Raw genomic sequence first — 24846 nt, forward strand, 5'->3', positions numbered from 1 at the left:
AGGCCTGGCCCGCGGTCGCCTACGCACGAGTCCGGTCCGCCCTGTCGGACCGGTAGCCGAACTCCTCTGAGCGCACCGCCGTTTCCGCGTCCTCATCGGCGCGACGTCGGCGGTGCCGGGTTCGTCCTTCGTCGCACCCGCGTCTTCGCCGGTCCGGCCACAGCCGACACCCCTTTTCTTCCGGGCGGTCGGCCGGCGGATCCTGCCTTTTCCTGACGCGCCCTGGCCGGGCGCGGGTTCCGTCGTGCCGTTCGCGCCCATGTCGGCCACCCCGGTGGCGGAACGGACCACGCACGCATGGCACGCGCCAGGAACAACGACCGTCGACGTCTGTCCCAGAACTTCCTCACCGATCCGGCGACCGCCCGTTGGGTGGTGCGCATCGCGCGGGTGGAGCCCGAGGACCTGGTGGTGGAGGTGGGTCCGGGCGACGGCGCCCTCACCCGCCACCTCACCCGAGACGCGCGGCGGGTGATCGCCCACGAACTCGATCCGCGTCTGGCCGACCGACTGGCCGAACGCTACCGGGAGCGGGCCCCCGGCCTGCGGGTGGTGCGCGGGGACTTCACCCTCTCGCGCCCGCCGGGCTCCCCCTTCGTGGTGGTCGGCAACATCCCCTACTCGCGGACCTCCGACATCGTCCGCTGGTGTCTGCAGGCCCGCCACCTGACCTCGGCCACGCTCGTCACCCAGTTGGAGTACGCCCGCAAACGCACCGGGGCCTACGGGCGGTGGAGCAAGGTGACGGTGCGGAGCTGGCCGGAGTGGTCCTGGAACCTGGCGGGTCGGATCGATCGGCGCAGGTTCCGGCCGGTTCCGCGGGTGGATTCTGGTGTGCTGATACTGCGCGCCCGGGAGGAGCCGTTGCTGCCCCGGGAGTTCCTGGGCGAGTACCGGAGTCTGGTGGAACTCGGTTTCGGTGGGGTGGGCGGTTCGTTGTCTGCGTCCCTACGCCGCGCGTACCCGGCGCGGAAGGTGGCGCGGGCACTGGACGCGGCGCGGGTCGCGGCCGGTGCACCGGTGGGGTTGGTGACGCCCGGACAGTGGATGACGTTGACGCGTGTTCTGACCGATTGAGGCCCCGGACAGGCCGGGGATAACGCGCTGACCTCACCTAACGTGGGGTTATGCGACGAATAACGCCTTACGCCCTGTTGTTGCCGTTGGTTCTGACCGCTGCCGCGTGCGCCTCCCCTGACCAGGAGGTGGCCTTGGAGGACTCGGTGGAGACCTCCGCCACGAGCGAGGAGACCACCGGGTCCGACCCGACGGAGGAGGCCGACGAGGGTGCGGGCGGCGCACCGGGCACTTCGGACCAGGTCGGGCCGCCCGACGCCGGGGACACGCTCGACTTCGGGGAACCGGCCGCCTTCCCGTACCCGGTGGGCGCCTACGAGGAGGAGTTCCAGGACGGGGTCGAGGAGGACGTGGTCTACACCGTCGACGATGTCGCCGGTGACGGCGCCGGGAACGCCGACTTCACCCTGAGCGTGGAGGTGCCCGAACTGGGCCGGGTGTTCGGCCTGGGCAACATGTCCGTGGAGTGCTTCTTCGACGAGGCCGGTACCCCCGCCACGAGCGACGATCCGGTCGTCGAGGCCGAGGCGGGAACGCACACCATGGACATGCGGTGCGAAGCGCCGCAGAGCGCTCAGAACCTGACCGTGGTGATGACCAACGCCGAGGACGAGGCCACCTGGACCGGCCCCCTGGAGTGACCCGGTGGGCGCCGGGACACAGGCCCGCCACCGTGGCCGGCCTCGTCGCCGAGGCCGCCCTGTTCGAGGGAGGCCGCCTGGATACGCTCGGTGAGGAGGAGCCCACCGTGTTCCGCGGGGACCCTACCCCGCCTACGCGGACACGCTCCTGTCCCCGAACCCGATCAAGGACGTGACCGATGCCCCTCGCACCGCCCTGCCCCGCAGGTGAACTCTCGGCCGTACGCGGAGACCTCGTCTACTTCACCGGTGACCTCCTCCGCGTGCCGATACGGGAGTGCTTCGTCCATCAGGTCGACGGGGTGGTCGTGGTCGAGGACGGGCTGATCCGGGAGGTCGGACCGGCCACCGACATCCTGCCCCGACTCCCCGAGGGCACACGGGTGGACCACCATCCGGGGTGTCTGGTCGGGCCCGGCTTCATCGACGCCCACGCGCACTACGCGCAAAGCGACATGCTGGCCGCCCACGGTGACCAACTCATCGACTGGTTGCGCAACCACACCTACGTCGCCGAAGAGCAGATGGCCGACCCCGCTCACGCCACCGCGATGGCCCGCCGGTTCCTCTCGGAGCTGCTGCGCAACGGCACCACCACGGCGCTGACCTTCGCGACCGTGCACCGCCACTCGGTGGACGCCCTTTTCACCGAGGCGTCCAGGCTCGGCATGCGGATGATCGCCGGCAAGGTCCTCATGGACCGCAACGCGCCCGAGGCCCTGCGCGACACGGTCGAAAGCGGCTACCGGGACTCCCGAGACCTGATCGGCGCCTGGCACGGGAGGGAGCGGAACATGTACGCGATCACCCCGCGTTTCGCCCCCACCAGCAGCGACGAACAGCTGGCGGCCGCCGGTGAGCTGTGGCGCGAGTTCCCCGACGTGCACGTGCACAGTCACCTGGCCGAGAACCGGGACGAGGTCGCGTGGGTGCGCGAGCTGTTCCCCGAGCGTTCCGGTTACCTGGACGTGTACCACCACCACGGTCTGACCGGTCGGCGCGCCGTGTACGCCCACGGCGTGCACTTGGACGAGGACGAACTCCGGCTCTGCCACGACACCGGTACCGCCATCGCGCACTGTCCCACCTCCAACAATTTCCTGGGCAGTGGCCTGTTCCCGTTGCACGAGGCGCTGGCCCCCGAGCATCCTGTGCACGTGGGGCTCGGCACCGACGTGGGCGCGGGGACCACGTTCTCGCTGCCCGCCACCATGGGTGAGGCCTACAAGGTGGCGCAGCTGCGCGGCCACAGCCTGGATCCCCTGCGTTCGCTGTACCTGGCCACCCTGGGCGGCGCCGTCGCCCTGGACATCGACCGCCACGTCGGCACCCTCACACCGGGGCATGAGGCCGACCTGGTGGTGCTCGACCCGCACGCCACCCCGCTGCTGTCCCGGCGAACGAGCACGGCCGAGTCGGTCTCCGACCTGATCTTCGCGTTGTCGATCCTGGGCGACGACCGGGCGGTGCGCCGCACCTACGTGGCGGGCCGCCCGGTCGGCCCCGAGGACGTCTCGACGCCGGCCGAAAACCCGTTGCCCGGCGCGTCTTCGCTCCGATAGACCGGCGTCATGGACCTGACACGCGTACCCGCCGCCCTCGATCTCGACACCGCCCGCGCCGCCCTCGTGTGGAGGCTGTCCACCCTGCACGAACGCACCTTCGACCTCCCCGAGGACGCGGTGGCCGAGTCGGTCCCGGCGCGGGAGGGAGTGTGCGCGGGCACCTGGATCAGCACGACCGACGCACCCGCTCGGGACGGGGTGATCCTGTACCTGCACGGCGGCGGGTTCCACCACCGGATGCCCGACCTGATGAACCTGTTCGCCTCGCACGTGTCCGGGGCCACCGGACTGCCGGTGTTCGTGGCGCACTATCGATTGGCGCCCGAGCACACCTTCCCCGCGCCCCTTCAGGACGCGGTCGCCGCCTACCGCTCCCTGCTGGATCAGGGGATCCCGGCGGAACGGGTGGTGGTCCTCGGCGAGTCGTCCGGGGGGACCCTGGCCCTCTCGATGCTGCTCGAACTCAAGACCGCCGGCACGCCCCTGCCCGCCTCGGTGATCGCCTACTCCCCGCCCACCGACCTGACCCTGTCCAGCCCGTCGGTGGACACCGACACGGCCCACGATCCGGGCGTGGACCGCGAGATGCTCACCGCTCTGCTCGGCGGGTACCTGAACGGTGCGCGCGCCGACCAGGCCCCGCAGTCCCCACTGTTCGGCGATCTGACCGGACTGCCGCCCCTGTTGTTGGCGGTGGGTGCGGACGAGGCCCTGCTGGACGACACCCTGCGCTTCGCCACGGCCGCCGACGAGGCCGGAAGTCCGGTGACCGTGCGGGTGTACGAGGCCATGTCGCACGCCTTCCAGGCCTCCGTCATCGACCGGGCCGAGGACCCCGCCGGGCAGATGGTGTGGGAGCACCTCTCCGAGTGGGTGCGGGACTCGCTTGCGGAAACGACCGGGGCGGGTGGGTCACACCCGTAGGACGGCGAAGGACTCCCCCGGCACCTCGACTCGCGTGCCCTGAACGCGCGCGTGTCCGTTGGCGAGCAACGGCGCCCCGGGCGAGGTGTCCAACTCGACCACGGCCTCCTCGGCGGACAGGTTGCACACCAGCCGCAAACGTCCACGGTGCAGGACGAGCACCCGACCGTCCTCGCTCACGGTGACCTCGAAGCGGTCCAGGCGCGGGTCGGCCAGCTCGGGTTCGGCGCGGCGCAGGGCGATGAGCGCCCGGTAGGTCTCCAGGATCGACGCCCCGGGTTCGCGCTCGGGCTCGGACCAATCCAGGACGGCGCCCTCGCGGGTGGCCGGGTCCATGGGGTCGGGGATGTCCTCCTCGGCCCAGCCCAGGGCGGCGAACTCGCGGCGGCGTCCGGCGCGCACCCCCTCGATCAGGGCCGGTTCGGTGAAGGACGCGAAGAACGGCCAGGGGGTGGTGGCACCCCACTCCTCACCCATGAAGATCATCGGGGTGTAGGGCGAACACAGCACCAACGCGGCGCCGCAGGTCAACAGGCCCGAAGAGAGGTGTTCGCCCTTGCGGTCGCCACGGGCGCGGTTGCCGATCTGGTCGTGCGTGGACAGGTAGCCGAGGAACCGGCTGCCGGGGACGCGGTGGGTGTCGACCGGAGCGCCGTGGCCTCGACCTCGGAACGTGGAGGGTCCACCGTCGTGCCGGAACACCCGACGCAGTACGTCGGCGAGCACGTGGGGGCCGGCGAAGTCGGCGTAGTAGCCGTGGGTCTCCCCCGTGAGCGCCACATGCAGGGCGTGGTGCAGATCGTCGGACCACTGGGCCGTCATGCCCAGACCGCCGGCCTCGCGGGGCAGGACGGTGCGCGGGTCGTTGCGGTCGGACTCGGCGATCAGGGACAGGGGGCGGCCGAGCCCGGTCGCCAGGGCGTCGACGGCGGCGGAGAGTTCGACCAGGATCGGCACGGCACGGTCGTCGCGCATCGCGTGCACGGCGTCCAGGCGCAGCCCGTCCAGGTGGTAGTGGCGCAGCCAGTCCAGGGCTCCCTCGACGACCAGGTCGCGGACGGGGTCGGAGTGGGGTCCGTCCAGGTTGAGGGAGGGCCCCCAGGCGTTCTCGCCGAGGAAGTAGGGGCCGAAGCGCGGCAGGTAGGCACCGGAGGGGCCCAGGTGGTTGTAGACCACGTCGAGCAGTACGGCGAGGCCGCGCCGGTGGCAGGCGTCGACGAACCCCTTGAGGGCGTCGGGCCCGCCGTAGGGTTCGTGGACCGCGGACCACAGAACCCCGTCGTAGCCCCAGCCGTGGGTGCCGTCGAAGGCGTTGAGCGGCATGAGTTCGACGTGGGTGACACCGAGTTCGACCAGGTGGTCGAGGCGGTCGACGGCACTGGTGAGGGTGCCGTCACGGGTGAAGGTGCCCACGTGGAGTTCGTGGATCACGGCGCCGGCGAGGGGACGGCCGGTCCAGGCCGAGTCGGTCCAGACGTGGGCGTCGTGGTCGTAGACCCGGCCGGCGGCGTGGACGCCCCCGGGTTGCCATAGCGAGCGCGGGTCCGGCAGGGCCTGTTCGTCCTCGTCCAGCAGGTAGGCGTAGTCAGATCCGGGGCCGGCCCCGGGGACCGCGGTGTGCCACCATCCGTGGTCGTCGCGGCTCATGGGGTGGTCGGTGCCGTCGACGCGCACGCGGACGCGGTGGGCTTCGGGGGCCCAGACCGAGAAGTCTCCGCGGACGCCGCGTCCGGGGGTGGTGGGAGGGGCGGGTTCGGTGGCTGCTTCGTTCACGAGTGGGTGTCTACCCAGGGACGATGGGCGTCGAACCGCCCCACGCGGCGCCGGGCTACTCGGTGGCGCGGGCCCGGACCACGCCCCAGGACAGCTGTTCGATGTGGGGTTCGATCATGTCGGCCTCGGCGAGCAGGGTCCGGGTGGCCCGGTCCCCCATCTGCTCGCGCAGTCGACCCTGGTGTTGACGGATCGAGCCGTAGAGACGACCCCAAGCGGCGCCCTCGCCGGGCAGTTCGGTGCGTGAGTCCAGGCGGAATCCGGCGGCGCGCAGCGGTTCCTCCCAGACCGTGGCAGCCGCGTCCGGTGTACGGGGTTCGGCGCCGGTGAAGAGCAGGGTTCCGCCGGGGCGCAGCACCCTGCGTACCTCGGCGAGGGCCGCCTGGGGATCCATGGCCAGGGCGAGGGCGTCGACGCTGATCACCGCGTCGGCGACGCCGTCGGCGAGCCCGGTGTCGGTGAACGAGCCGGTGCGGAACTCCACCCGTTCGTCGGGCAGCCAGTGGCGAGCGCGCTCGGCGGCGATCTCCACGGCGGCGGCCGACCAGTCCACGCCGATCAACCGGGTTCCGGTGGCCCGAGCCAGCCACAGGCCGGGGCCGCCCAGACCACACCCCAGGTCGGCGATGGTGGCGCCGGGGGCCGGACGCAGGTCGGCGACCATGAGGCCGAGCAGCCGCCAGGGGCAACCGCTGTTGGGCCGAACCTCGGCCGGGTACTGCTCGCCCCAGGCCCGAGCCCACAATTCGGTGAGCAAGGGGCTGCGGTGCTGGGCGCGGAACTGGGCGTCGAAGGCCTGCGGGCTCAGCTGCGCGGCGACGTCCTCATCGTGTTCCAGGGACAAGCGGGTCCTCCTCCGGGGTAGGGACGGGACCCGATTCTGACAGGGGCCGGCTCTCGGAAACAGGGGTGTTCGGACCGGCGCGCCGTGAGACGGTGTGGCGATGGAAGAACGTCTGGTGTTGGGGATCTGCGGGAGCCTACGGCGGGGTTCGCTCAACGCGGCCCTGTTGCGGTTGGTGCCACGGGTGGGTTCGGAGCTCACGCTCGCCGGTGAGGGCCTGGCCGGTCGACTGCCGTTGTTCAACCCCGACGTCGAGAACGATGAGGGCTCCTGGCCCGATTCGGTGCGCGAGTTGCGGGACCTGGCCGCGCGCGCCCAGGGGCTGGTGATCGCCACGCCCGAGTACGCGCACGGCCCCGCCGGGGTCACCAAGAACGCCATCGACTGGTTGGTGGGCTCGGGTGGTCTGGTGGGCAAACCGACCCTGTTGATGAGCGCCTCCCCCGGTCAGGCGGGTGGTATGCGGGCCCATGCGCCGTTGATGCCGACGTTGACCCTGTTGGGCGCGGTGTTGGTCGACTGCGTGGTCGTCTCCCGAGCCGGGTCGCGCGTGGACGAACGAGGTGAGTACGACGACCCGGCGGTGGTGGAGCGGATGCGGTTGGCCGTGGCCGAGCTGGAGGACGCGCTGTCCTACGCCGAGGGCAGGCGAGCGAGTCTGCCCCTGGGCAGGCTCGTCTGACCGGCCCTGTTCAGGCGCTCTGGGGCAGGGGGCGGTAGGCGCCCAGGCGGACGGAGGCGGTGACGCGCACGGGGTCGGGCAGGGCGGCCACGCGTTCGGCCAGGTCCTCGGGGGTGATGTGGCGGGCGCTGGGACCCATTCCCACGACGGTGAGCGCGTCCGGGTGCGGAAGGTCCATCTCGAAACGGACCGGCCGCGCCTGGGTCGGGGTGAAGTGGGTGTGCAGGCTCTGGGCCAGGCGCTCTTCCTTGCGGGGGTCCACGTCCAACAACCCCAGGGCGGTGCGCAGTTCGGCCAGGTGGTCGGGCTCGGGGGTGACCACCAGCAGCGTCCCGCTGGGTGCCAGGACCCGGTGGAACTCGGCGGCGTTGCGGGGGGCGAACACGTTCAGCACGGCGTCGACCGTGCCGGGGACCAGGGGCAGTGCGCGCCAGGAGTCGGCGGTGACCGCTCCGGCGCGGGGGTGCGCCTTGGCCGCCTTGCGGGCGGCGAACTTGGACACGTCGGTGGTCAGCCCCACCGCCGTGGGCAGGGCCTCCAGGACCTGGGCCAGGTAGTGGCCGGTGCCGCCGCCCACGTCCACGATCAGGGGATCCGCACCGGGGTCGGCCAACGCCTGGGCCAGGGCCCGGCCGATGGGGTCGTAGTGTCCGGCCGTCTGGAAGCGCTGCCGGTCGGTGACCATCTCCTTGCTGTCCCCGGTCCCGGGCGGGGTGGCTCCGGTGAGCAGCCCCGCATAACCCTCGCGGGCGACGTTGAAGCCGTGCCGCGCGGGGCAGGTGAGGCCGTTGGCATCCCGGGCCAGGGCCAGCCCACAGACGGGGCAGGCCAGCGCGGCCGCCACACGCTGCGGCATGCGTAGGCGGGGGCCGGTGTGGGTGTTCGTCATGATCGCGGTCAGCCTACCGGCGTTCGGCCTCTGGCCAGCACCGCGACCGGGTAGCGGTCCAGGACCTCGTCCAGGTGGGCCGTGGTGAGGCCGTCCCTGCGTTCGGCCGCGATGGCACGGCCGGTCAGCAGGTCGATCCAGTCGCCCGGCCCCGAGGGCAGCGGCAGGACGGTGTCGGCCCAACCACCGGCGTCGGCCAGGGTGAGCGGCAGCCGGGTGGCGACCACCGCCAGCGCCGGGCCGTGGGAGCCGCGGGTGGTGCGGGCGAAGGCCAGGGCGTGGTCGGCGGCGGGTCCTTCGGCGTTCAAGGGCAGGTAGCCGGTGGGGCGCAGGTCGCGGCGGGCCGTCAGGCAGGTGTGGACCAGGTGGAGTTTGGCGGCGCCGTCGGCGTCGATGGGCGGACGCCACCCCGCCTCGATCCGGGCCAGCGGTTCGGCGCGCGCTCGGTGGTCGACGGGGCGCCGGTTGTCGGGGTCGACCAGGGACAGGTCCCACAGTTCGGTGCCCTGGTAGACGTCGGGTACGCCGGGGCCGAGGAGTTGGACGGCCTTCTGTCCCAGGGCGTTGCTCCACCCGGGCGCGATGATGGACTCGGCGAAGGCTTGTACCTCGGCGTGCAGGTCGCCGTCGGCTCGTAGCCGGGCGGGCCAGGAACGGATCCGGTCCTCGAACTCGGGGTCCTGGTCGGTCCAGGAGGTGCCCAGGCGTGCCTCGCGGGCGGCCTTGAGCAGGTACGCGGTCAGCCGGTCGTCGTCGATGGGCCAGGCGCCCAGGAGGGTCTGCCAGCCCAACAGGTCCAGGGCGGGCTCGGGCAGGGGCGCGCGGGGGCTCCATCGGCGTACGGCGTCGGCGAAGTCTCCGGGGATCTCCGACAGCACTGCCAGGCGGGCGCGCACGTCCTCGGAGCGTTTGGTGTCGTGGGTGGACAGGGTGGTCATGGTGTGCGGTTCGGTGGCCTCCCGGCGCAGCTGCGCGGAGTGGAAGTCGGCCACGTCCATTCCGAAGGCCGCCGGGTCGCCGCCGACCTCGTTGAGGGCCACGAAGCGGGTGCCACGGTAGAAGGCGGTGTTCTCGGTGCCCATGGCCACGACCATGCCGCTGGTCTGTTGGACGCGGCGGGCGAGTTCGCCGCGGGGGTCGGAGCGTACCGACCGGTCGATGTCCTTCAGGATCGGTTGCAGGTCGGGGCGGCGGTCGGCGGCGGTGCGCACGGCGCGCGCCCAGTCGGCTTCGCCTTCGGGCAGGTAGGAGCGGTACACGTCGAAGGAGGCCAGGAGTTCGGCCACGGCCTCCTCCGCTTGCCGGGGGTCGGTGTCCTCCAGGGGTGTCAGGGCGGCGATGCGGCGCACCTCGGTGTGCAGGAGTTCACCGGCGGCGTGGCCCCGGGCCCGAACGTCGATCTCGGCGACGTCGGTGGCCACCCCGTGCTCGCGCGCCAGGGCGGTCAGTACCGGTTCGGCGGCGGGGTCGACGAACACCCCGCACACCTGGCGAAGCGCGTCGTAGCCGGTGGTGCCGGCGACCGGCCAGGACGCGGGCAGGTTCTCCCCCGGGGCGAGGATCTTCTCCACCACGATCCAGCCGTCGAAGCGTTCGGCCAGGCGGCGCAGGTATCCGCCGGGGTCGCTGAGTCCATCGACGTGGTCCACGCGCAGTCCGTCGATCAGGCCCTCGTGTCCCCAGCGCAGGATCTCGGCATGGGTGGCGTCGAAGATCCCGGGGTCCTCCACGCGCACGGCGGCGAGGTGGTCGACGTCGAAGAAGCGTCGATAGGCGAGTTCGCCGTCACCGCGCCGCCAGGACACCAGCCGGTAGTGCTGGCGTAGGTGGACGTCGGTGACGTCGTCCCCGGGAGCGTGGGTGCCGGGGGCCAGGGGGAAGCGTTTGTCGAAGTAGACCAGGTGGCCGTCGGCGATGGTGAGTTCGGTCAGGGCGGCGCGCCCGTCGTCACCGTCGTCGGCCAGGACCGGAATCAGGAGCGGCCCGGAGTGGAAGTCGATGTCGAAGCATCGGGCGTAGACGGAATCGCGTCCGTGGGCGAGCACGTCCCACCACCACGGGTTCGCGTCGGGGCGGGCGACCGACATGTGGTTGGGGACGATGTCGACGACCACCCCCAGTCCCAGGGCGTGGGCGCGTTCGGCGAACGCCGCCAGCGCGGTCGGCCCGCCCAGCACCTCGGAGACCCGGGTGGGATCGACCACGTCGTACCCGTGATCGGAGCCGGGGGTGGCGGTCAGCACGGGTGAGAGGTAGACAGCGTCCACCCCCGTCCCGCGCAGGTGGTCGAGCAGCCCCGTGGCCTCCTTCAGGGTCAGTCCGGGGCCCAGTTGCAGGCGGTAGGTCGACGCGGGTGGGCCGTGGGGTCTTCCGTCAGAGCTCATCAACGGATTTCGTGCCCCGACCATCGGCGTGTCATGCGCACCATTCGATCCCTGGTGAGAGGCCTTTTCCGGCCCGGGCTTCGCTGGGGCCTCCCGCCATCTTTCATCGGTCGAAAACCCCTCGTTCACCTCGTGTACACCCATAGTCCCCCGAGTCGCCACAGATGCGTCCGGTTCCACACACACCCGCGTTGGGGAAGCCGGTCCGATCATGGTTGAATTCATCGGCGGTGTTCCATTACCAGCGACAACGCGCCGGATATCGGCGGCCGACGGTGAAGACGACGAGGACCACCGCCACCGACGAAGGGGATAGAAGCAGCGTGCTCCCGCCCAACAAGCGCACCCGCACCCAGGACCGTCCCGGACGCCGCGCCAACGTCTACCGGGGCGCCGCCTCGGCCGCATTGGCCGGGCTGATGTTGACGGCCACGGCCTGTGGCGGCGATGACGCCGTCCAGGGCTCGGCGCCGGCGGTCCCCGACGACCTGGAGTGCTTCTCGGGCAGCCTGAACGGTGCCGGCTCCAGCGCCCAGGAGAACGCGATGACGACGTGGATCGCGGGTTTCCAGTCGGCCTGCGAGGAGTCGCGCATCTACTACGACTCGATCGGTTCGGGCGGTGGACGCAACCAGTTCATCGACGGCGCCGTCGCCTTCGCCGGGACGGACGCGGCCATGGACCCCGACGAGAACACCGACGCCATGGCGCGTTGCGGTGACTCCGACACCATCAACCTGCCCGCCTACGTGGTGGCCATCGCGGTGGTGTTCAACATCGAGGGCGTGGACTCGCTGAACCTGCGCCCGGACACCCTGGCCAAGATCTTCAACCAGGACATCACGCGCTGGGACGACCCGGAGATCGCCGAGGACAATCCGGACGCGGACCTGCCCGACCTGGCCATCACCCAGGTGAGCCGGGCCGATGACTCCGGCACCACGGAGAACTTCACCGAGTACCTGTCCGAGGCCGCCCCCGACGCCTGGCCGCACGAGCCCGGCGGCCAGTGGCCGCTGGCCCCGCGCGAGTCCGCGCAGGGCAACAGCGGTATCGCCGACACCGTCTCGCGCGCCGAGGGCGCCATCGGGTACGTGGAGATGTCGCACCTGCACGGGCTACCCGCCGCGAACATCGGTGTGGGCGAGGAGTTCGTGGAGATCTCCCCCGACGCGGCCGCCCAGGTCGTGGCCGACTCTCCGCGCCGCGAGGAGAACACCAGTGAGTACGACCTGGCGCTGGATCTGGACTACGGCACCACCGAGTCCGGAAGCTACCCGCTGGTCCTGGTCAGCTACGAGACTGCCTGCCTGGACTACCCGAACGCGGGCGAGGCCGAGCGGGTCAAGGCGTTCCTGAAGTACGTGGTCAGTCCCGAGGGCCAGCAGGAGGCCTCCGCCGAGACCGACTCCACCCCGGTCAACGACAACCTGCGCGAGGACCTCTTGGCCTCGATCGAGGCGATCAACTCCTGATCCGAGGGCATCGTTCGGTATGCCGAACGCGGGCGCGTCACACCGTGGCGCGCCCGTTTCACGTTCGCGATCCGATACCTTGTGCGCAGACCGCATCGCTCAGTGTCACCGATGGTGCGGGGCGAGCGGCACATGAAGGGGGTCGCCCCCGTTCGGGTGGGTGTCTTCCCCCATCTACCCGGGCGTGGGCGGACCTCCCGGTTCGGTGGGGTCCTCTTCGGGCATCTCCCGACCGCAGGCGCGGCAGGCCCGGTGCCAGAGCGCCCGGATCCGTCCCCGCAGCCCGAGTCGCCGCACCTCGCCGCGTTGGGCGTCCTCCTCCACGAGGTCGTCATCGACCACGCCCGGCTCCGCCTCTTCCTCACCCGGGTCGCCCCGGCCGTCCCCGGATCGGGTCTCGGGCACCGGTCTGGGCATCGGCGGCACCGAACGGTGCAGGGTCAGGTCGGTCAAGGTGCCCTCGCCGCCGTGAATCCGGTAGCGGCCGTGCAGTTGGGCGACCACGTCGGTCAGTTCCTCGCCCTCCCGGTGCACCCGCATGGCCCGGGCCAGGGCACGGGTGCGCCACAATCGCACCCCCGCGTCCCGCGTGGGCGAGGAAGCCTGGAAGAGCTCGATGAGACCGGAGCGGGAACGTTCGGCGCCGGCCAGCAGCCGTGACAGGGTCAGTTCGCCCAACCCCCAGGCCACCGGCAGTTGAAGCAGGAACGGGGAGGGAAAACCGGTGCGCGGGGCGACCGAAGCGAAGGTGATCCGGGGTTCGCGCAGGTAGTTGGCCTGGATCAGGCGCAGGTCCAGACCCTGGTGTTCGAGGGTCGTCTCACGCACCCCCGCCCAGTCGGCGACCAGGGTGACCACCAGGTCGGTCTCGGTACCGCCCAGCAACCGGTCCACGCAGCCGCGCACCAGGTCGTAGGGGGCGCCGGAGGCGTCGACCACCGCGTGCACGAGGGGGGTGCGGCGACGTTCGGAAGGCACCCGTTCGCGGTAGGCGTGCGGGTGCGGCATGAGTTCGGCCAGGACCTCGGTGCGGAAGCGTTCGGAGGGCAGGCGGGTCCGGGCGGGAACGGCCGGGCCCACGTGCCAGGCGGTGGCGGCGGGTTCGGGCACCATGACCGCGCCGGCCTGCCACAGGCGGTAGCCGAACTCGGTGTCCTGTCCCAGGTCGAGGTCGGGGTCCACGCCACCGGCGGCCTCGTAGAGGCTGCGGCGGAGGGCGGCCGCGGCGCCGACGTGGGCGTGGAAACCGAGGTGGTCGGCCTCGCGCAGCCGGTCGCTGTCGTCCAGGATCCGTTCGACCCACGCGTGACGCCGGTCGTCGGTCAGGATCCGCTCCGGTCCGCCCGAGCGCAGGGCGGCCATGAGGGCGCCGACGTTCTCGGGTTCGGTGTCGCTGAAGCGGACGCGGCCCAGGGTGACGCACTCGGCGTGGGTGTGCAACCAGCGGGCCTGGGCCTCGACGAAGTCGCGGTTGGCGACCATGTCGGCGTCCATCCACACGAGGATGTCACCGGTACTGGTGTGGGCCCCGTAGGCGCGGGCGTATCCGGCGCCCCAGCCGTGGTCGGGGGCGGGCACGATCCGGCATCGGCGGGGCCGGTGTTCGGGTAGGCGCAGGGGTGGTGAGGAGTGGTCGTCCACGACCACGACCTCCAAGAGGTGGTCGGGGTAGGTCTGGACGGACAGGGAGGCCAGGGCGAGGTCGAGTCGGTCCTGGCCGCCGCGGGCGGGGATGACGACGCTGACGGTGAGTTCCGGGGTCCAGCGGCCGGTGGTGGGCGGCGTCAGCGCGTTCCAGTCGTTGCGGAAGACTCGGGCGGTGACCCGTTCCACCCGGCCGCGGTGCGACACCCCGTCGACATGAGACCCTACGTGCTTATTCAGTGACACAGAGTCACTATAGCGATGATTCCTCACGTGGTGTGAGCGTCACGCTCGCCCGCTGTGTCGGGTTCTCTCCGATTCCTCCGCCGGACCCGGCAACAGGCCCTGGGAGGCTCAGCGCTGGGAGTCGGTCTTGAGCATCTTGATGCCCAGGAAGACCACACCGATCACCAGAGCGACCATCACCAACCACACCAGCAGACCCACCAGCACGGACAGAATCCAGAACACGGCGATCACCACCGCCACACCCGCGGCGATCTGAAGGAGAAGTCTTCCCATGCCGGGAAGAATACGCGAGCCCCCCGTCCCGGCGACACCCCGGCCCACCACCGGACACGGTGAAGGGGCCGGGGCGTCGGGAACCAGTGTCTAGCCCGGGCGGACAGCACCGGTGAAGACGCTGTCCCAGTAGGAGGCCAGGTCGATCTCCTCCAGCGGCTTGGACGGGTTGGAGCCGTGGATCATCATGCCGTTGCCGGCGTAGATGCCCACGTGGCTCGGGGAGGAGGCGCTGTAGAAGAACAGCAGGTCGCCCGGCTGGATTTGGTCGCGGGAGACCGAGGTGCCCGCGTTGACCTGGTCGTAGGTGGTGCGCGGCAGGCTCACCCCGGCCTGTGCCCAGGCGGCCTGGGTCAGCCCGGAGCAGTCGTAGCCGTCGGGGCCGGTGCCACCCCAGACGTAGGGCTTGCCGATCTGGGCGCGGGCGAAGTCGAGGACGGCCTGCACGTCACCGGAGACCGCCGCCGTGCCACCGGAGGAACCGGAGTCGGCGGAGGCGGTGGAAGCGGTGGAGGCGGTCGGGTCGACCCCGCCCAGTTCCTCCAGGACCTCGGCCTGCTCGTCCAAGGCGCTCTCGCCCTGGGTCATGGCGTCCTCGGCCGCGGTGAGGGCCTCGGCGGCACTCTCCTCCGTGGACTGGGCGGAGTCGTACAACTCCTCGGCGTGGTCGACATCGACCACGTAGTCGGCCAGCATCTCCTGCTGACCGGTGGAGATGAAGTCCACGTCGGCGATGTTCTGCAACGCGCTGTCGGCGTCACCGCCGAAGAAGATGCCGAAGCTGCTGTCGGAGGCACCGGTGTAGGAGCCCTGCACGATGCTGGAGATCCGCTCCGAACGATCGTCGAGGGCGTCCTGCGCCTCTTGGAGCTGCTCCTGCAGTTCTTCGAGCTGCTCCTCGGCGGCCGCGTGGTCCTCCTCGGCGGTGTTGTAGGCCTCGTTGAGGACCGACAACTCCTCCTGGAGTTCTTCGTAACGCTCCCGGGCCTCCGACTCGGAGGGTTCGGCCAGGGCCACACCACTGGAGAGGACCACGGCGCCCAGCGCGACGAAGCCGACGGTGGTGAGACGGCGGGTGGGTTCGGGGTTGCGAGTCAAAGCACCGACTGCCTTTCTCCCACACCCGTTTACCGACACAGGGCATCCCGAAGGCACGCCGAAGGTCGGCGTGAGGATACGCGTGAGGGGGATCCGGCGGGCGGCGAAGACGGGCCGCGAGGGGTCGCCGAGCGTCGTGACGGCCTCTGCTCCTGGGAAAAGGACGGCTGTTGAGCGAGCTGAGCAGAGTGCAACGGCAGGCCGGAACACTGTCACCGGGCGGCGACGAATCGGGGCGAACCGACCTGAGGGAACACTAATTCATCCCTCGGGGCAGACGCGACCTTTTCGTGACCTTCCCTTGGGACCCCGACTGACCTGCGAGTGAGTGTCATTTTCCCGGAAATCCCCCAGTGGTCCCGGCTGAGGGCGCATTCTTCCCGCGAAATCGGGGTCAAAACCGGACCAAGCCCCGACTTGACCGTGATGCGAATCACTCCGCACGCGGGAAGGGGGCCGAACACACGTGCGTATTCGGCCCCCTGACCACTCGGTGCCCCTCGACGGCGGCCCCGCCGACGGTCCTACAGGTGACTCCGCCACCAGTCCAGGACCGCCTCGAAACGGGCCACCCGGTGGCTGGGCAGGCCCGAACGCGACAGTTCGTGCCCCTCGCCCGGGAAGAGCAGCATCTCCACCTCGTGCCCTCGCCGCCGGAGCGAGACGAACAACCGCTGGGCCTGTTCCAGCGGGCAACGCCAGTCCTGTTCGGAATGGATGATCAGGAAGGGCTTGTCGATCTGGTCGGCGTAGGTGAGCGGGCTCTCCTTGGGCCAGGACTCCGGTGGCCCGTACAGCGGCTCGGGGAAGAACGCCCCGATGTCGGACGCCCCCTGGAAGCTGTCGATGGCGTTGACGGCGCGTTCGCTGATCGCCGCCCGGAACCGCTCACCGTGGTGCGCGGCCATCCAGGTGGTCATGAACCCACCGTGCGAGCCCCCGTGCACTCCGACCCGGGAACCGTCGAGCCGTTCGTCCTCCAAGGCGGCGTCCAGGAAGGCCAGCAGGTCGGTGGCCGTGAGCGAACCCACCGACCCGATGATCGCCCGCCCGTGCTCCTGCCCGTATCCGGACGAGCCGCGCGGGTTGCAGTAGACCACCGCGTACCCGGCCTCGGTGTACACCTGGGTCTCATCGAAGAGCTGCCACCCGTACTGGGCGAAGGGACCTCCGTGGATCATGAGGATCACCGGGTGGGGGCCCTCCCCCTCGGGGGTGGACACCCAACCGTGCACCGGGTGACCATCGGGGGCGCGGGCGACCAGCTCGGTGACCGGCAACGGCTCCACGCCCTCGAAGAACGAGGTCAGGGCGCGGGCCCCACCGTCCTCGACCACGTACAGCTCACCGCTGTCGTGTTCACCCGCGGCCACCGCGACGGTGACCCCGCCGGCGTGGTCGAAACCCTGCACCTCCACGCGCCCGCCCAGCAGGGTGACGCGCTCTCCTTCGGGGGTGACCCGGCACAGCTCGACGGCGCCGCGGTTCTCCACCCCCACCAGCACACCCCGGTCCGTGACCAGTGTGCCCAGGCCGCTCACCCGCGGATCCTCGGTGCCGGTCAGCCGCCGTGGCTCCCCGGAACCGTCCAGGGGCATCGACCACAGGCCACCGACCCGGCCCACGAAGTCGGTGCCGTCCGCACCGAGCTCGTCGGCGACGAAGTACATCGTGGAGCCGTCCTCGGACAGACCCACCGACCGCGCCCCCAGGTCGCCCCGGGTGATCCGGCGGAGCTCGGCGCCCTCCTTCGGGGCGCAGGCCCACACGTCCTGGTAGAGGTCGCGGTCACGGTTGGAGTGCAGGGACGCGTCGAAGACCAGTTCGGTGCCGTCGGGCGTCCAGACGGGACGACCGTGGTCGGCCTCGGCGTCGGTCACCTGGACCGGTTCGCCCACCTCGCCGGAGGGATCGATCGGGGCGCTGACGAAGATCTGCTGCCACCGGTCGACGAGGAAACCCAGGTTGTCGATCCGGTACTTGAAGGTGGTGATCCGGCGCGGTGGCTCCTTGTCGGGGGTGCCGTCGACATAGCGCCCCTCCTCGGGGATCCGGGCGGTGTAGGCCAGCCGGGTGGAGTCGGGGCTCCAGGAGAAGGCGCCGGCGCCGAGCGGGTGGTCGGTGATCTTCCAGGCCTCGCCGCCGTCGGCGGGCAGGACGTGGATCTGCGCTCTCTTGTCCTCGTCCGGGCGTAGGAGGGCGATCCAACGACCGTCCGGGGAGTATCGGGGCGCGCGGTCGCGAAGACCGTAGGTGAGCCTGCGCGGTCGTTCGGAGCCGTCGGTGGCCACACTCCACAGGGAACCGAGGTAGGCGTCCTCCTCCAGGTCCGGACGGACCAGGGTGAAGACGGCACGGGAACCGTCGGGTGCCAGGGACGGTGCGCTGATGCTGTGCAGGTGAGCGATGTCAGCGGGTTTCATACAGTGAGTGGCGGGCGTGGGGTGCCGCCCGCCGTCTCCTTCCCTTGGGTACTGGGAACCCGTCGACCGGGCCGGCCCCCGGTCAGGGGGACGTTTCCTTGGGGGACCTTATCCACGCCCGCAGTGGAAAATCCATGACTATTCCGGCTTTTCGGGCAGATTCGTTGTGTGCGCCCTCCGACGTCGTCATCGACGTCGGTCGGTCTCCAAACGCGTACAGACCCACCGCTGTCCCTCCCTGCGCAACCGGAAGGCGAACACCCGCGCACGGCTGCCGCAGTCGATCACCGCGCTGGCCTCCATCCCGCCGGCGCCCAGCGACTGATGGAAGACCCGGGTCAGGCGCGGTGTCATCACACAGGACACGCTGCCCCGCAACCGACGCAGCTCCTCGCGCACCGGCACGGTCAGGTGCTCGCGCAGCACCTCGGGCGCCCGGCGCCCCACGAGCACCTCGGCCATGTGCTGGGCCAGTCGGTGCACGTCGGCGGGCGTGCGATGCCCTTCCAACAACGACGCACCGCACCGACCCACCGACATGCGCCGCGTCGGGGTGCGGGCCGGGGTGCGCATCGGCGCCCACGGCGCGTGTCCGCCCTCACATGGGGTGCGGTGACAGCGGTGGGACTCGACGGAGTGCGACATGAACGGATCCCTTCCTCCGGGGGACGAAATTCCTACACCCCTTCAAGGAGCGACCGAACCCACGCCCGTGCCACCTGGCATTCCAGGTTTTCCCGGTCCGGACACGGCCCGACCACACGATCGCCTCCCACGCCACAACCGTCATACTGGATGTCGTGAAACACGCGTACCTTTCCTCCCCCGTTCCCGTGGCCCTCGCGCACCGAGGAGGGTGGCTCACCGACGACCAGGGTGTGCGCCGCACCGAGTTGGAGAACACGGCGGTGGCCTTCCAACACGCCATCGACCTCGGTTACACCTACCTGGAGACGGACGTGCACGCCACCGACGACGGCGTGCTCATGGCCTTCCACGACGACACACTGGACCGCACCACGGACCGCACCGGTGCCATCTCCGCCCTGCCCTACGCCGACGTGGCGCGCGCCCGCATCGCCGGCAAGGAACCCGTGCCCCTCCTGGAGGACCTGCTCGGCGAGTGGCCCCTGGCCCGCTTCAACATCGACCTGAAGTCGGACGGCGCCGTCCTTCCCCTGCTGGAGGTACTGCGCCGCACCAACGCCTGGGACCGCGTGTGCGTGGGCTCCTTCGACCAGAACCGCCTGGAGCGGGCCCGACGGCTGTTCGGCCCCCGTGTGGCCACCTCCTGTGGCCCGGTGGACGTGGCGCGCCTGCGCGTGGCCTCCCTGTCGATGCTGCTGCGTCCCGTCGCCGGGCGCACCCCCACATGCGCCCAGATCCCCTTGGAGCACAACGGGTTCCCGTTGCTGAGCCGGGACGTGATCCGCACCGCGCACCGGCTCGGCATGCAGGTGCACGTGTGGACCATCAACGAACCCGAGGTGATGGAACGCCTCCTCGACGCCGGTGTGGACGGCATCGTCACCGACAACACCTCCGCCCTACGCGACCTGCTCATCCGACGCGGCCGCTGGAACCAGGACACGCGACCCGCCCCGAAGAACGGATAGCCCTCCATGTCCACCACCCCCGAACGGCTCGAAGGGCAGGGCCCCTCCCCCGACCCGGCACAGCGCCGACGCGAACAGCGCGGCTGGTACATGTACGACTGGGCCAACTCGGTCTTCATGACCTCGGTGGTCACCGTCCTCATCGGCCCCTACCTGAGCGACCTGGCCTGCGTGTCGGCCGGGGCAGCCGACGCCCAGGCGTGCCGGGACCCCTCCCTGGCCCTCACCCCGCTGGGCCTGGACTTCCTGAGCGTCCACCCCAACGCGCTGTACCCGGCGTTGACCACCGTGGCGATCCTGCTGCAGATCGTCCTGCTGCCGTTGGTGGGCTCCCTGGCCGACCACACCAGGCACAAGAAGAGTTGGCTGCTGTGGCTGGCCGTGGCCGGGTCGGTGTGCACCACCGGGCTGTACTTCGCCACCGACGGCTACCTGCTCGCCTCGGTCCTGTTCCTGGGCGCCAACCTGCTGTTCGGGTTGTCGATCGTGGTCTACAACGCGTTCCTACCGGAGATCGCCACGGCCGACGAACGCGACCGGGTCTCCGCCGTCGGTTGGGGTCTGGGCTACCTGGGCGGGGCCCTGCTGCTGGTGGTGCACCTGGTGCTCGTGCTGACCGCCGACGACATCGGCATGGCGGCCCGCATCGCCTTCGTCACGGTCGGCCTGTGGTGGGCCGGGTTCACCGTGGTGGCGATCAAACCGCTGCGCAACCGCTACGGCGCGCTGGCCGCGCGCGGAGACGGTCGTGTCAAGGTCGGCCAGTCGTTGCGCCAGTTCGGGCGGACCCTGCGCGACATGCGCAGATATCCCAACACCGTGCTGTTCCTCTTCGCCTTCATCTTCTTCAACGACGGTGTCCAGGCCGCGATCCGCTACGCGGCGCCCTTCGCCACCCAGGACCTGGGACTGAGCCAGAACGTGCTCATCACCACGATCCTCATCATCCAGTTCGTGGCCTTCGTCGGGGCGTTCGCCACCGCCCGGATCGCCGACCGGATCGGCCCCAAGAAGACCGTGTTGGGCAGCCTGGTGATCTGGAGTCTGCTGGTGGGCCTGGGCTATGTGATGCCCGCGGGCAACGTGCCCCTGTTCATCGCCCTGGGCGTGGGCATCGGCCTGGTGCTGGGCTGCACCCAGTCCCTGGCCCGATCGATGTTCTCCCAGCTCATCCCCAAGGGCCGGGAGGCGGAGTACTTCAGCCTCTTCCAGATCTCCGACAAGGGCTCCACGTTCCTGGGTTCGCTGGTGGTCACCATCGCGGTCGCCATGACCGGCGGCTACCGGGTGGCGATCCTGTCGCTGCTGGCCTTCTTCGTACTCGGCGGGTTCCTGCTGTGGCGGGTGCGCATGCGCGAGGGCATCCTGGCCGTGGGCAACACCGTGCCCGCCAAGCTCTGAGGCCGGCCGCCCCACCCGATCACGGAACGTCGTCGGCCCCCGCCATACTGGGGGCCGACGACGTCGGGCGTGTTCAGCGGGGGGTGTGGTGCGGGTTCTGCATGGTGTGTGGTCCAGGGACGCACTGATGGTGTGGGCCGAGGGCACGGCGGTGAGCGACCCGGATCCGGGCGCGCATCCCTTCGCCGAGGACGTGGCCGGGCTGCGCGCTCTGGTCACCACGGTCGGGGTTCCGCCGGAGCGCCTCTCCCCGGGCGAGCTGTCCCTGACCCTGCCCGAGGCCGACGGTCTCCCCGTGCGCTCCCACTCCCCCACGGCCGAGGCCACCGGATTCGGCACCCGGCGAGTCCCCGCGCTGGCCCTGGACGCGGCCGGAGCCGACCTGTTGCTCGGTTCCCTGCGCACACGCCCCGAAGCCTCCGTTCCCCCCGAGGTCGGCCCCGCGCTGGCCCACCTGTGCGGGGTGCACGCCTTCGCCGAACACCTGGTCCACACCGGGTGCGTCCTACCCGACCTGGTCGGCACCCCACCGCGTGCCCGCTGGCGACCCGCCCCACTGGACACCGCCGAGGAACATCTGGCCGCCCTCACCGACGCGCTGCCACCCGCCGCCACCGCCCACCTGGACCGGCCCGAACGCGCCGAGGCCGCCCGCACCTGCGTACTGGCGCCCCTGGAACTCCTCACCGACGCCGCGGCCCGCCGCCTGGCCCGAGCCCCCGAACGCGTCCACGAAGGCGAACTCCCCTCGCCCGCCGCCCGACTGGCCACCGCCCTGACCACCGAACGCACCCGGGTCGACGACGACACCGCCGACGCCCTGCGCGGCCCCCTGCGCGAGTGGCGGAACCGGGTGCGCGGGGGCGGCCGCGCCCGCCTGGTGTTCGTACTGCGCGAACCCGAACCCGAGGGCCCGCGCAACGGTCCGCGCCCCTGGACCCTGGAGTTCTGGGTCCGCTCGACCACCGACCCCGGTCTGCGGCTGCCCCTGGAACAGGTCTGGCTCGGCGAGGGCGCGGCCTGGCTGCCCCGGGACGTGGCCACCACCGCCCTGGCCGACCTGCGCCGGGCCGCCCGCCACCTGCCCGCCCTGGGCCGGGCCCTGGCCGACCTGGCCCCGGCCCGGCTGTTCATGGACACCGCCGGGGCCCAGGCCTTCGTGGGCGAGGGCGCCCAACGGTTGACCGAGGCCGGGTTCGCCGTGGTGCTGCCCGAATGGAGCCGACGCGAGGGCCTGGGTCTGCGGATGACCGTCACCGAGGAGCCCAAGCGGCGCCGTCGCGGTGGGGTGAGCCCCATGGACCTGGTGGACGTGTCCTTCGAAGCGTTGCTGACCGGCCCCGAGGACACCACCCCGCTGAGCGAGGACGAGCTCACCGAACTGGCCGAACTCGCCCGGCTCAAACGCTCGCTGGTGCGCGTGCGCGGCCGATGGATAGAGATGGACCCCGAACGGGTCGCCTCGGCCCTGGAACTGATGCGACGCGGTACGCACCGGCGGATGGGACGCGAGGAGGCACTGCGGGCCGCGATCGGGGCGGCGCCGGCCCCCCTTCCGGTCGCGGACGTGGTGGCCGACGGCCCGCTGGGCGCGCTCCTGGACGGCGGCGCCAAGGCCGAGCCCCGCCCCATGGGCACTCCCGCCACGTTCAAGGGTTCCCTGCGGCCCTATCAGGACCGCGGCGCGTCCTGGCTGCGGTTCCTGGGCGAACTGGGTCTGGGCGCGGTACTCGCCGACGACATGGGACTGGGCAAGACCGTGCAGCTGTTGGCGTTGCTCACCGACGAACGCTCCGAGGGCCCCGCGCCCGGGCCCACCCTGTTGGTGTGCCCGGTGTCGTTGGTGGGCAACTGGCGGCGCGAGGCGGAGAAGTTCGCCCCGGAACTGCGAGTGCACGTCCAGCACGGCCCCGACCGGCCCACGGGCAACGCGATGGCGCGCATCGTCGGCGCCTGCGACCTGGTGGTCACCACCTACGGGGTGGTGGCGCGCGACGCCGACGAGCTGACGGGCATGCCCTGGCATCGGGTGGTGTGCGACGAGGCGCAGGCCTTGAAGAACCACGACACCCGTCAGGCACGGGCGGTCCGCTCGCTGCCGGCGGCCACCCGTATCGCGCTCACCGGCACCCCGGTGGAGAACAACCTGGGCGAGCTGTGGTCGCTGATGGAGTTCGCCAACCCGGGGCTGCTGGGCACGGCCGCCGACTTCCAACGCGCGGTGGCCGACCGCGCCGAGGCCGAGGTGGACGGCGGGGCGGCCCCCATCGACGGTCAGGGCGGTAGCGGCGGTACCGACCTGGTGCGCCGGCTGACCGGCCCGTTCGTGCTGCGCCGGTTGAAGACCGACCGTTCGATCATCGCCGACCTGCCCGAGAAGCACCAGATGCGCACCTGGTGCACGCTCACGCCCGAACAGGCCTCGCTGTACAAGGCCGTGGTGGACGAGATGGGTGAGCGGCTGGCGGAGGCCGACGACAAGGAACGCAAGGGGCTGGTGCTGGCGACGATGTCGCGGCTCAAACAGATCTGCAACCACCCGGCGCAGTTCCTGGGCGACGGGTCGGCCCTGGCGGGACGTTCGGGCAAGTTGGAGCGGCTGGAGTCGATCCTGGGCGAGGCCGTCGCCGAGGGCGACAAGGCGCTGTGCTTCACCCAGTACGCGCGCTGGGGCGAACGGCTGGCGCCCTACCTGCGCTCCCGTCTGGGAGTTCCGGTGCTGTGGCTGCACGGGGGCACCTCCCGTGCCGACCGTGAGCACATGACCGAGCACTTCCAGACCCTGCGGGGCCCGGCCGTGTTCCTGCTCTCGCTCAAGGCCGCCGGAACCGGGCTGAACCTGACCGCCGCCAACCACGTGGTGCACGTGGACCGGTGGTGGAACCCGGCGGTGGAGAACCAGGCCACCGACCGGGCGTTCCGGATCGGTCAGCGTCGCGACGTACAGGTGCGCAAGATGGTGTGCGTGGGCACCGTGGAGGAGCGTGTGGACGAGATGATCGAGCGCAAGAGCGCGCTGGCCGACGCCGCGGTGACCACCGGCGAGGCGTGGTTGGGCGGGTTGTCGGTACAAGATCTGCGAGACGTGGTGCGCCTGGCACCCGAGGCGGTGGCCGGATGAGCTGGTCGGCGCTGATGGGCGAGGCGTTGGAGGGATCCGAGGGCGCCGAGGCCGTCACGGGGTTGCGGGTGCGCTCCGGTGAGGTCTCGGCCCGGGTCGGCGAGCACGAGGTGAGCCTGATCCGTACCGTGTGGCCGGATCCGGAGTGGGCGCGGGTCTGCGCCGCCCTGGCCTCCCAACCGGTGTTCCGCGCCCGTGTGCTGGCCGGCGAACTCCCCGAGGCCGCGGCGCGGGTGTTCGCCCTGTTGGGGTTGGACCTGGTCCCCACCGGGTGGGGGGATCTGGTCGCGACCTGCTCGTGCGACCACTGGCGGGGACGGTGCACCCACCTGCGGGCGGTGGCCGCCGCGCTGGGCGCCCAAGCCGACCTGGACCCGTTCGCGCTGACCCGGTGGGCCGGCCTGGACAAACGGTCGTTGGTCGCGCTGGTCCGGGACCCGTCAACGGGTGAGAGGGGGCTTCCGAGTACCGAGAACGGCGACGTGGAGGACTCTTCGCATTCGAGGGAAGAAGACTCCGAGGACGTTTTAGCCGTGGGGGCGATAACCACCCGACGGATTTCACCGGACACCTTTTGGAACCCGATACCACAACCCTCTGTCCCCACCCTCCCCCCAGGCACCGGAGACCGCGTCAGGGCCGCCGCACCCGGGCTTGTCGCCGACGAGCTCCCCCAATTCGAGGCGCCCTGAACGGTCCGATCGGTTTTCTTTCGCCAAACGCCGGTAAGTCCGACGAAACACGGTTACGATTCCCCTGGAGACGAA

The 24846-nt window shown here is 71.0% G+C and carries 19 protein-coding genes; 10 read left to right on the forward strand and 9 right to left on the reverse strand.

Annotation, left to right across the window (positions count from 1 at the left end):
- The first annotated feature begins 297 nt into the window (after positions 1–297).
- The 4 genes from erm (at position 298) to BQ8420_RS20570 (ending at position 4207) form a co-directional block, all read left to right on the forward strand.
- A complete protein-coding gene (erm, locus tag BQ8420_RS20555) occupies positions 298–1077 on the forward strand; it encodes an ErmE/ErmH/ErmO/ErmR family 23S rRNA (adenine(2058)-N(6))-methyltransferase (RefSeq protein WP_087100771.1) in 780 nt (259 codons plus the stop codon).
- 50 nt (positions 1078–1127) lie between these two features.
- Entirely contained in the window at positions 1128–1718 is a 591-nt protein-coding gene (locus BQ8420_RS20560) for a hypothetical protein (RefSeq protein ID WP_087100772.1), read from the forward strand.
- Positions 1719–1897: 179 nt separating this feature from the next.
- Complete coding sequence (gene guaD, locus BQ8420_RS20565; RefSeq protein WP_087100773.1) at positions 1898–3280, forward strand: guanine deaminase; 1383 nt, start codon at positions 1898–1900, stop codon at positions 3278–3280.
- Positions 3281–3289: 9 nt separating this feature from the next.
- Positions 3290–4207 carry an alpha/beta hydrolase gene (locus BQ8420_RS20570; RefSeq protein WP_087100774.1) on the forward strand — a complete coding sequence of 306 codons (918 nt, stop codon included), beginning with the start codon at positions 3290–3292 and terminating at the stop codon, positions 4205–4207.
- On the opposite strand, the gene treZ is transcribed toward BQ8420_RS20570, so the two are convergent.
- Entirely contained in the window at positions 4196–5980 is a 1785-nt protein-coding gene (gene treZ / locus BQ8420_RS20575; protein ID WP_087100775.1) for a malto-oligosyltrehalose trehalohydrolase, read from the reverse strand. The two genes, BQ8420_RS20570 and treZ, sit on opposite strands and share 12 nt — an antisense overlap.
- A gap of 55 nt (positions 5981–6035) precedes the next feature.
- A complete protein-coding gene (locus tag BQ8420_RS20580; protein WP_235006389.1) occupies positions 6036–6824 on the reverse strand; it encodes a class I SAM-dependent methyltransferase in 789 nt (262 codons plus the stop codon).
- A gap of 100 nt (positions 6825–6924) precedes the next feature.
- On the opposite strand from BQ8420_RS20580, the gene BQ8420_RS20585 reads away from it, so the two are divergent.
- Entirely contained in the window at positions 6925–7506 is a 582-nt protein-coding gene (locus tag BQ8420_RS20585; RefSeq protein WP_087100776.1) for an NADPH-dependent FMN reductase, read from the forward strand.
- Positions 7507–7516: 10 nt separating this feature from the next.
- Here the strand turns inward: BQ8420_RS20585 and BQ8420_RS20590 are convergent, their stop codons facing one another.
- Together BQ8420_RS20590 and treY are read right to left on the reverse strand one after the other, a co-directional pair.
- Positions 7517–8395 carry a putative RNA methyltransferase gene (locus BQ8420_RS20590; protein WP_087100777.1) on the reverse strand — a complete coding sequence of 293 codons (879 nt, stop codon included), beginning with the start codon at positions 8393–8395 and terminating at the stop codon, positions 7517–7519.
- 8 nt (positions 8396–8403) lie between these two features.
- Positions 8404–10779: a malto-oligosyltrehalose synthase gene (treY, locus tag BQ8420_RS20595; RefSeq protein ID WP_087100778.1), complete on the reverse strand. Its 2376-nt coding sequence runs from the start codon at positions 10777–10779 to the stop codon at positions 8404–8406.
- 323 nt (positions 10780–11102) lie between these two features.
- Here treY and pstS point away from each other — a divergent pair, with 323 nt between their 5' ends.
- Positions 11103–12254 (forward strand): phosphate ABC transporter substrate-binding protein PstS, encoded by a 1152-nt coding sequence (gene pstS / locus BQ8420_RS20600; protein WP_200816019.1) that lies wholly within the window; start codon positions 11103–11105, stop codon positions 12252–12254.
- Between the two features lie 174 nt (positions 12255–12428).
- On the opposite strand, the gene BQ8420_RS20605 is transcribed toward pstS, so the two are convergent.
- The 5 genes from BQ8420_RS20605 to BQ8420_RS20620 form a co-directional block, all read right to left on the reverse strand.
- A complete protein-coding gene (locus BQ8420_RS20605) occupies positions 12429–14087 on the reverse strand; it encodes a glycosyltransferase family 2 protein (protein ID WP_369825524.1) in 1659 nt (552 codons plus the stop codon).
- Positions 14088–14252: 165 nt separating this feature from the next.
- A complete protein-coding gene (locus tag BQ8420_RS32400) occupies positions 14253–14420 on the reverse strand; it encodes a hypothetical protein (protein ID WP_200816020.1) in 168 nt (55 codons plus the stop codon).
- Positions 14421–14510: 90 nt separating this feature from the next.
- Positions 14511–15518 (reverse strand): C40 family peptidase, encoded by a 1008-nt coding sequence (locus BQ8420_RS20610; protein WP_087100781.1) that lies wholly within the window; start codon positions 15516–15518, stop codon positions 14511–14513.
- A gap of 524 nt (positions 15519–16042) precedes the next feature.
- Positions 16043–17941, reverse strand: a complete 1899-nt coding sequence (locus BQ8420_RS20615; RefSeq protein WP_087100782.1) for a S9 family peptidase — start codon at positions 17939–17941, stop codon at positions 16043–16045.
- Positions 17942–18127: 186 nt separating this feature from the next.
- Positions 18128–18586, reverse strand: coding sequence for an Rv3235 family protein (locus BQ8420_RS20620; RefSeq protein WP_087100783.1), 459 nt, complete (start codon positions 18584–18586; stop codon positions 18128–18130).
- Positions 18587–18741: 155 nt separating this feature from the next.
- Between BQ8420_RS20620 and BQ8420_RS20625 the strand changes: the two genes are divergently transcribed.
- The 4 genes from BQ8420_RS20625 (at position 18742) to BQ8420_RS20640 (ending at position 24771) form a co-directional block, all read left to right on the forward strand.
- A complete protein-coding gene (locus BQ8420_RS20625) occupies positions 18742–19557 on the forward strand; it encodes a glycerophosphodiester phosphodiesterase (RefSeq protein WP_200816021.1) in 816 nt (271 codons plus the stop codon).
- 6 nt (positions 19558–19563) lie between these two features.
- Entirely contained in the window at positions 19564–20958 is a 1395-nt protein-coding gene (locus BQ8420_RS20630; RefSeq protein ID WP_087100784.1) for an MFS transporter, read from the forward strand.
- 127 nt (positions 20959–21085) lie between these two features.
- Positions 21086–24079 (forward strand): DEAD/DEAH box helicase, encoded by a 2994-nt coding sequence (locus BQ8420_RS20635; protein WP_369825523.1) that lies wholly within the window; start codon positions 21086–21088, stop codon positions 24077–24079.
- A complete protein-coding gene (locus tag BQ8420_RS20640) occupies positions 24076–24771 on the forward strand; it encodes a hypothetical protein (protein ID WP_087100785.1) in 696 nt (231 codons plus the stop codon). The genes BQ8420_RS20635 and BQ8420_RS20640 overlap by 4 nt, the downstream gene beginning before the upstream one ends.
- Positions 24772–24846: the final 75 nt, after the last annotated feature.

The organism is Nocardiopsis sp. JB363 (assembly GCF_900143625.1).
Lineage (GTDB): Bacteria > Actinomycetota > Actinomycetes > Streptosporangiales > Streptosporangiaceae > Nocardiopsis.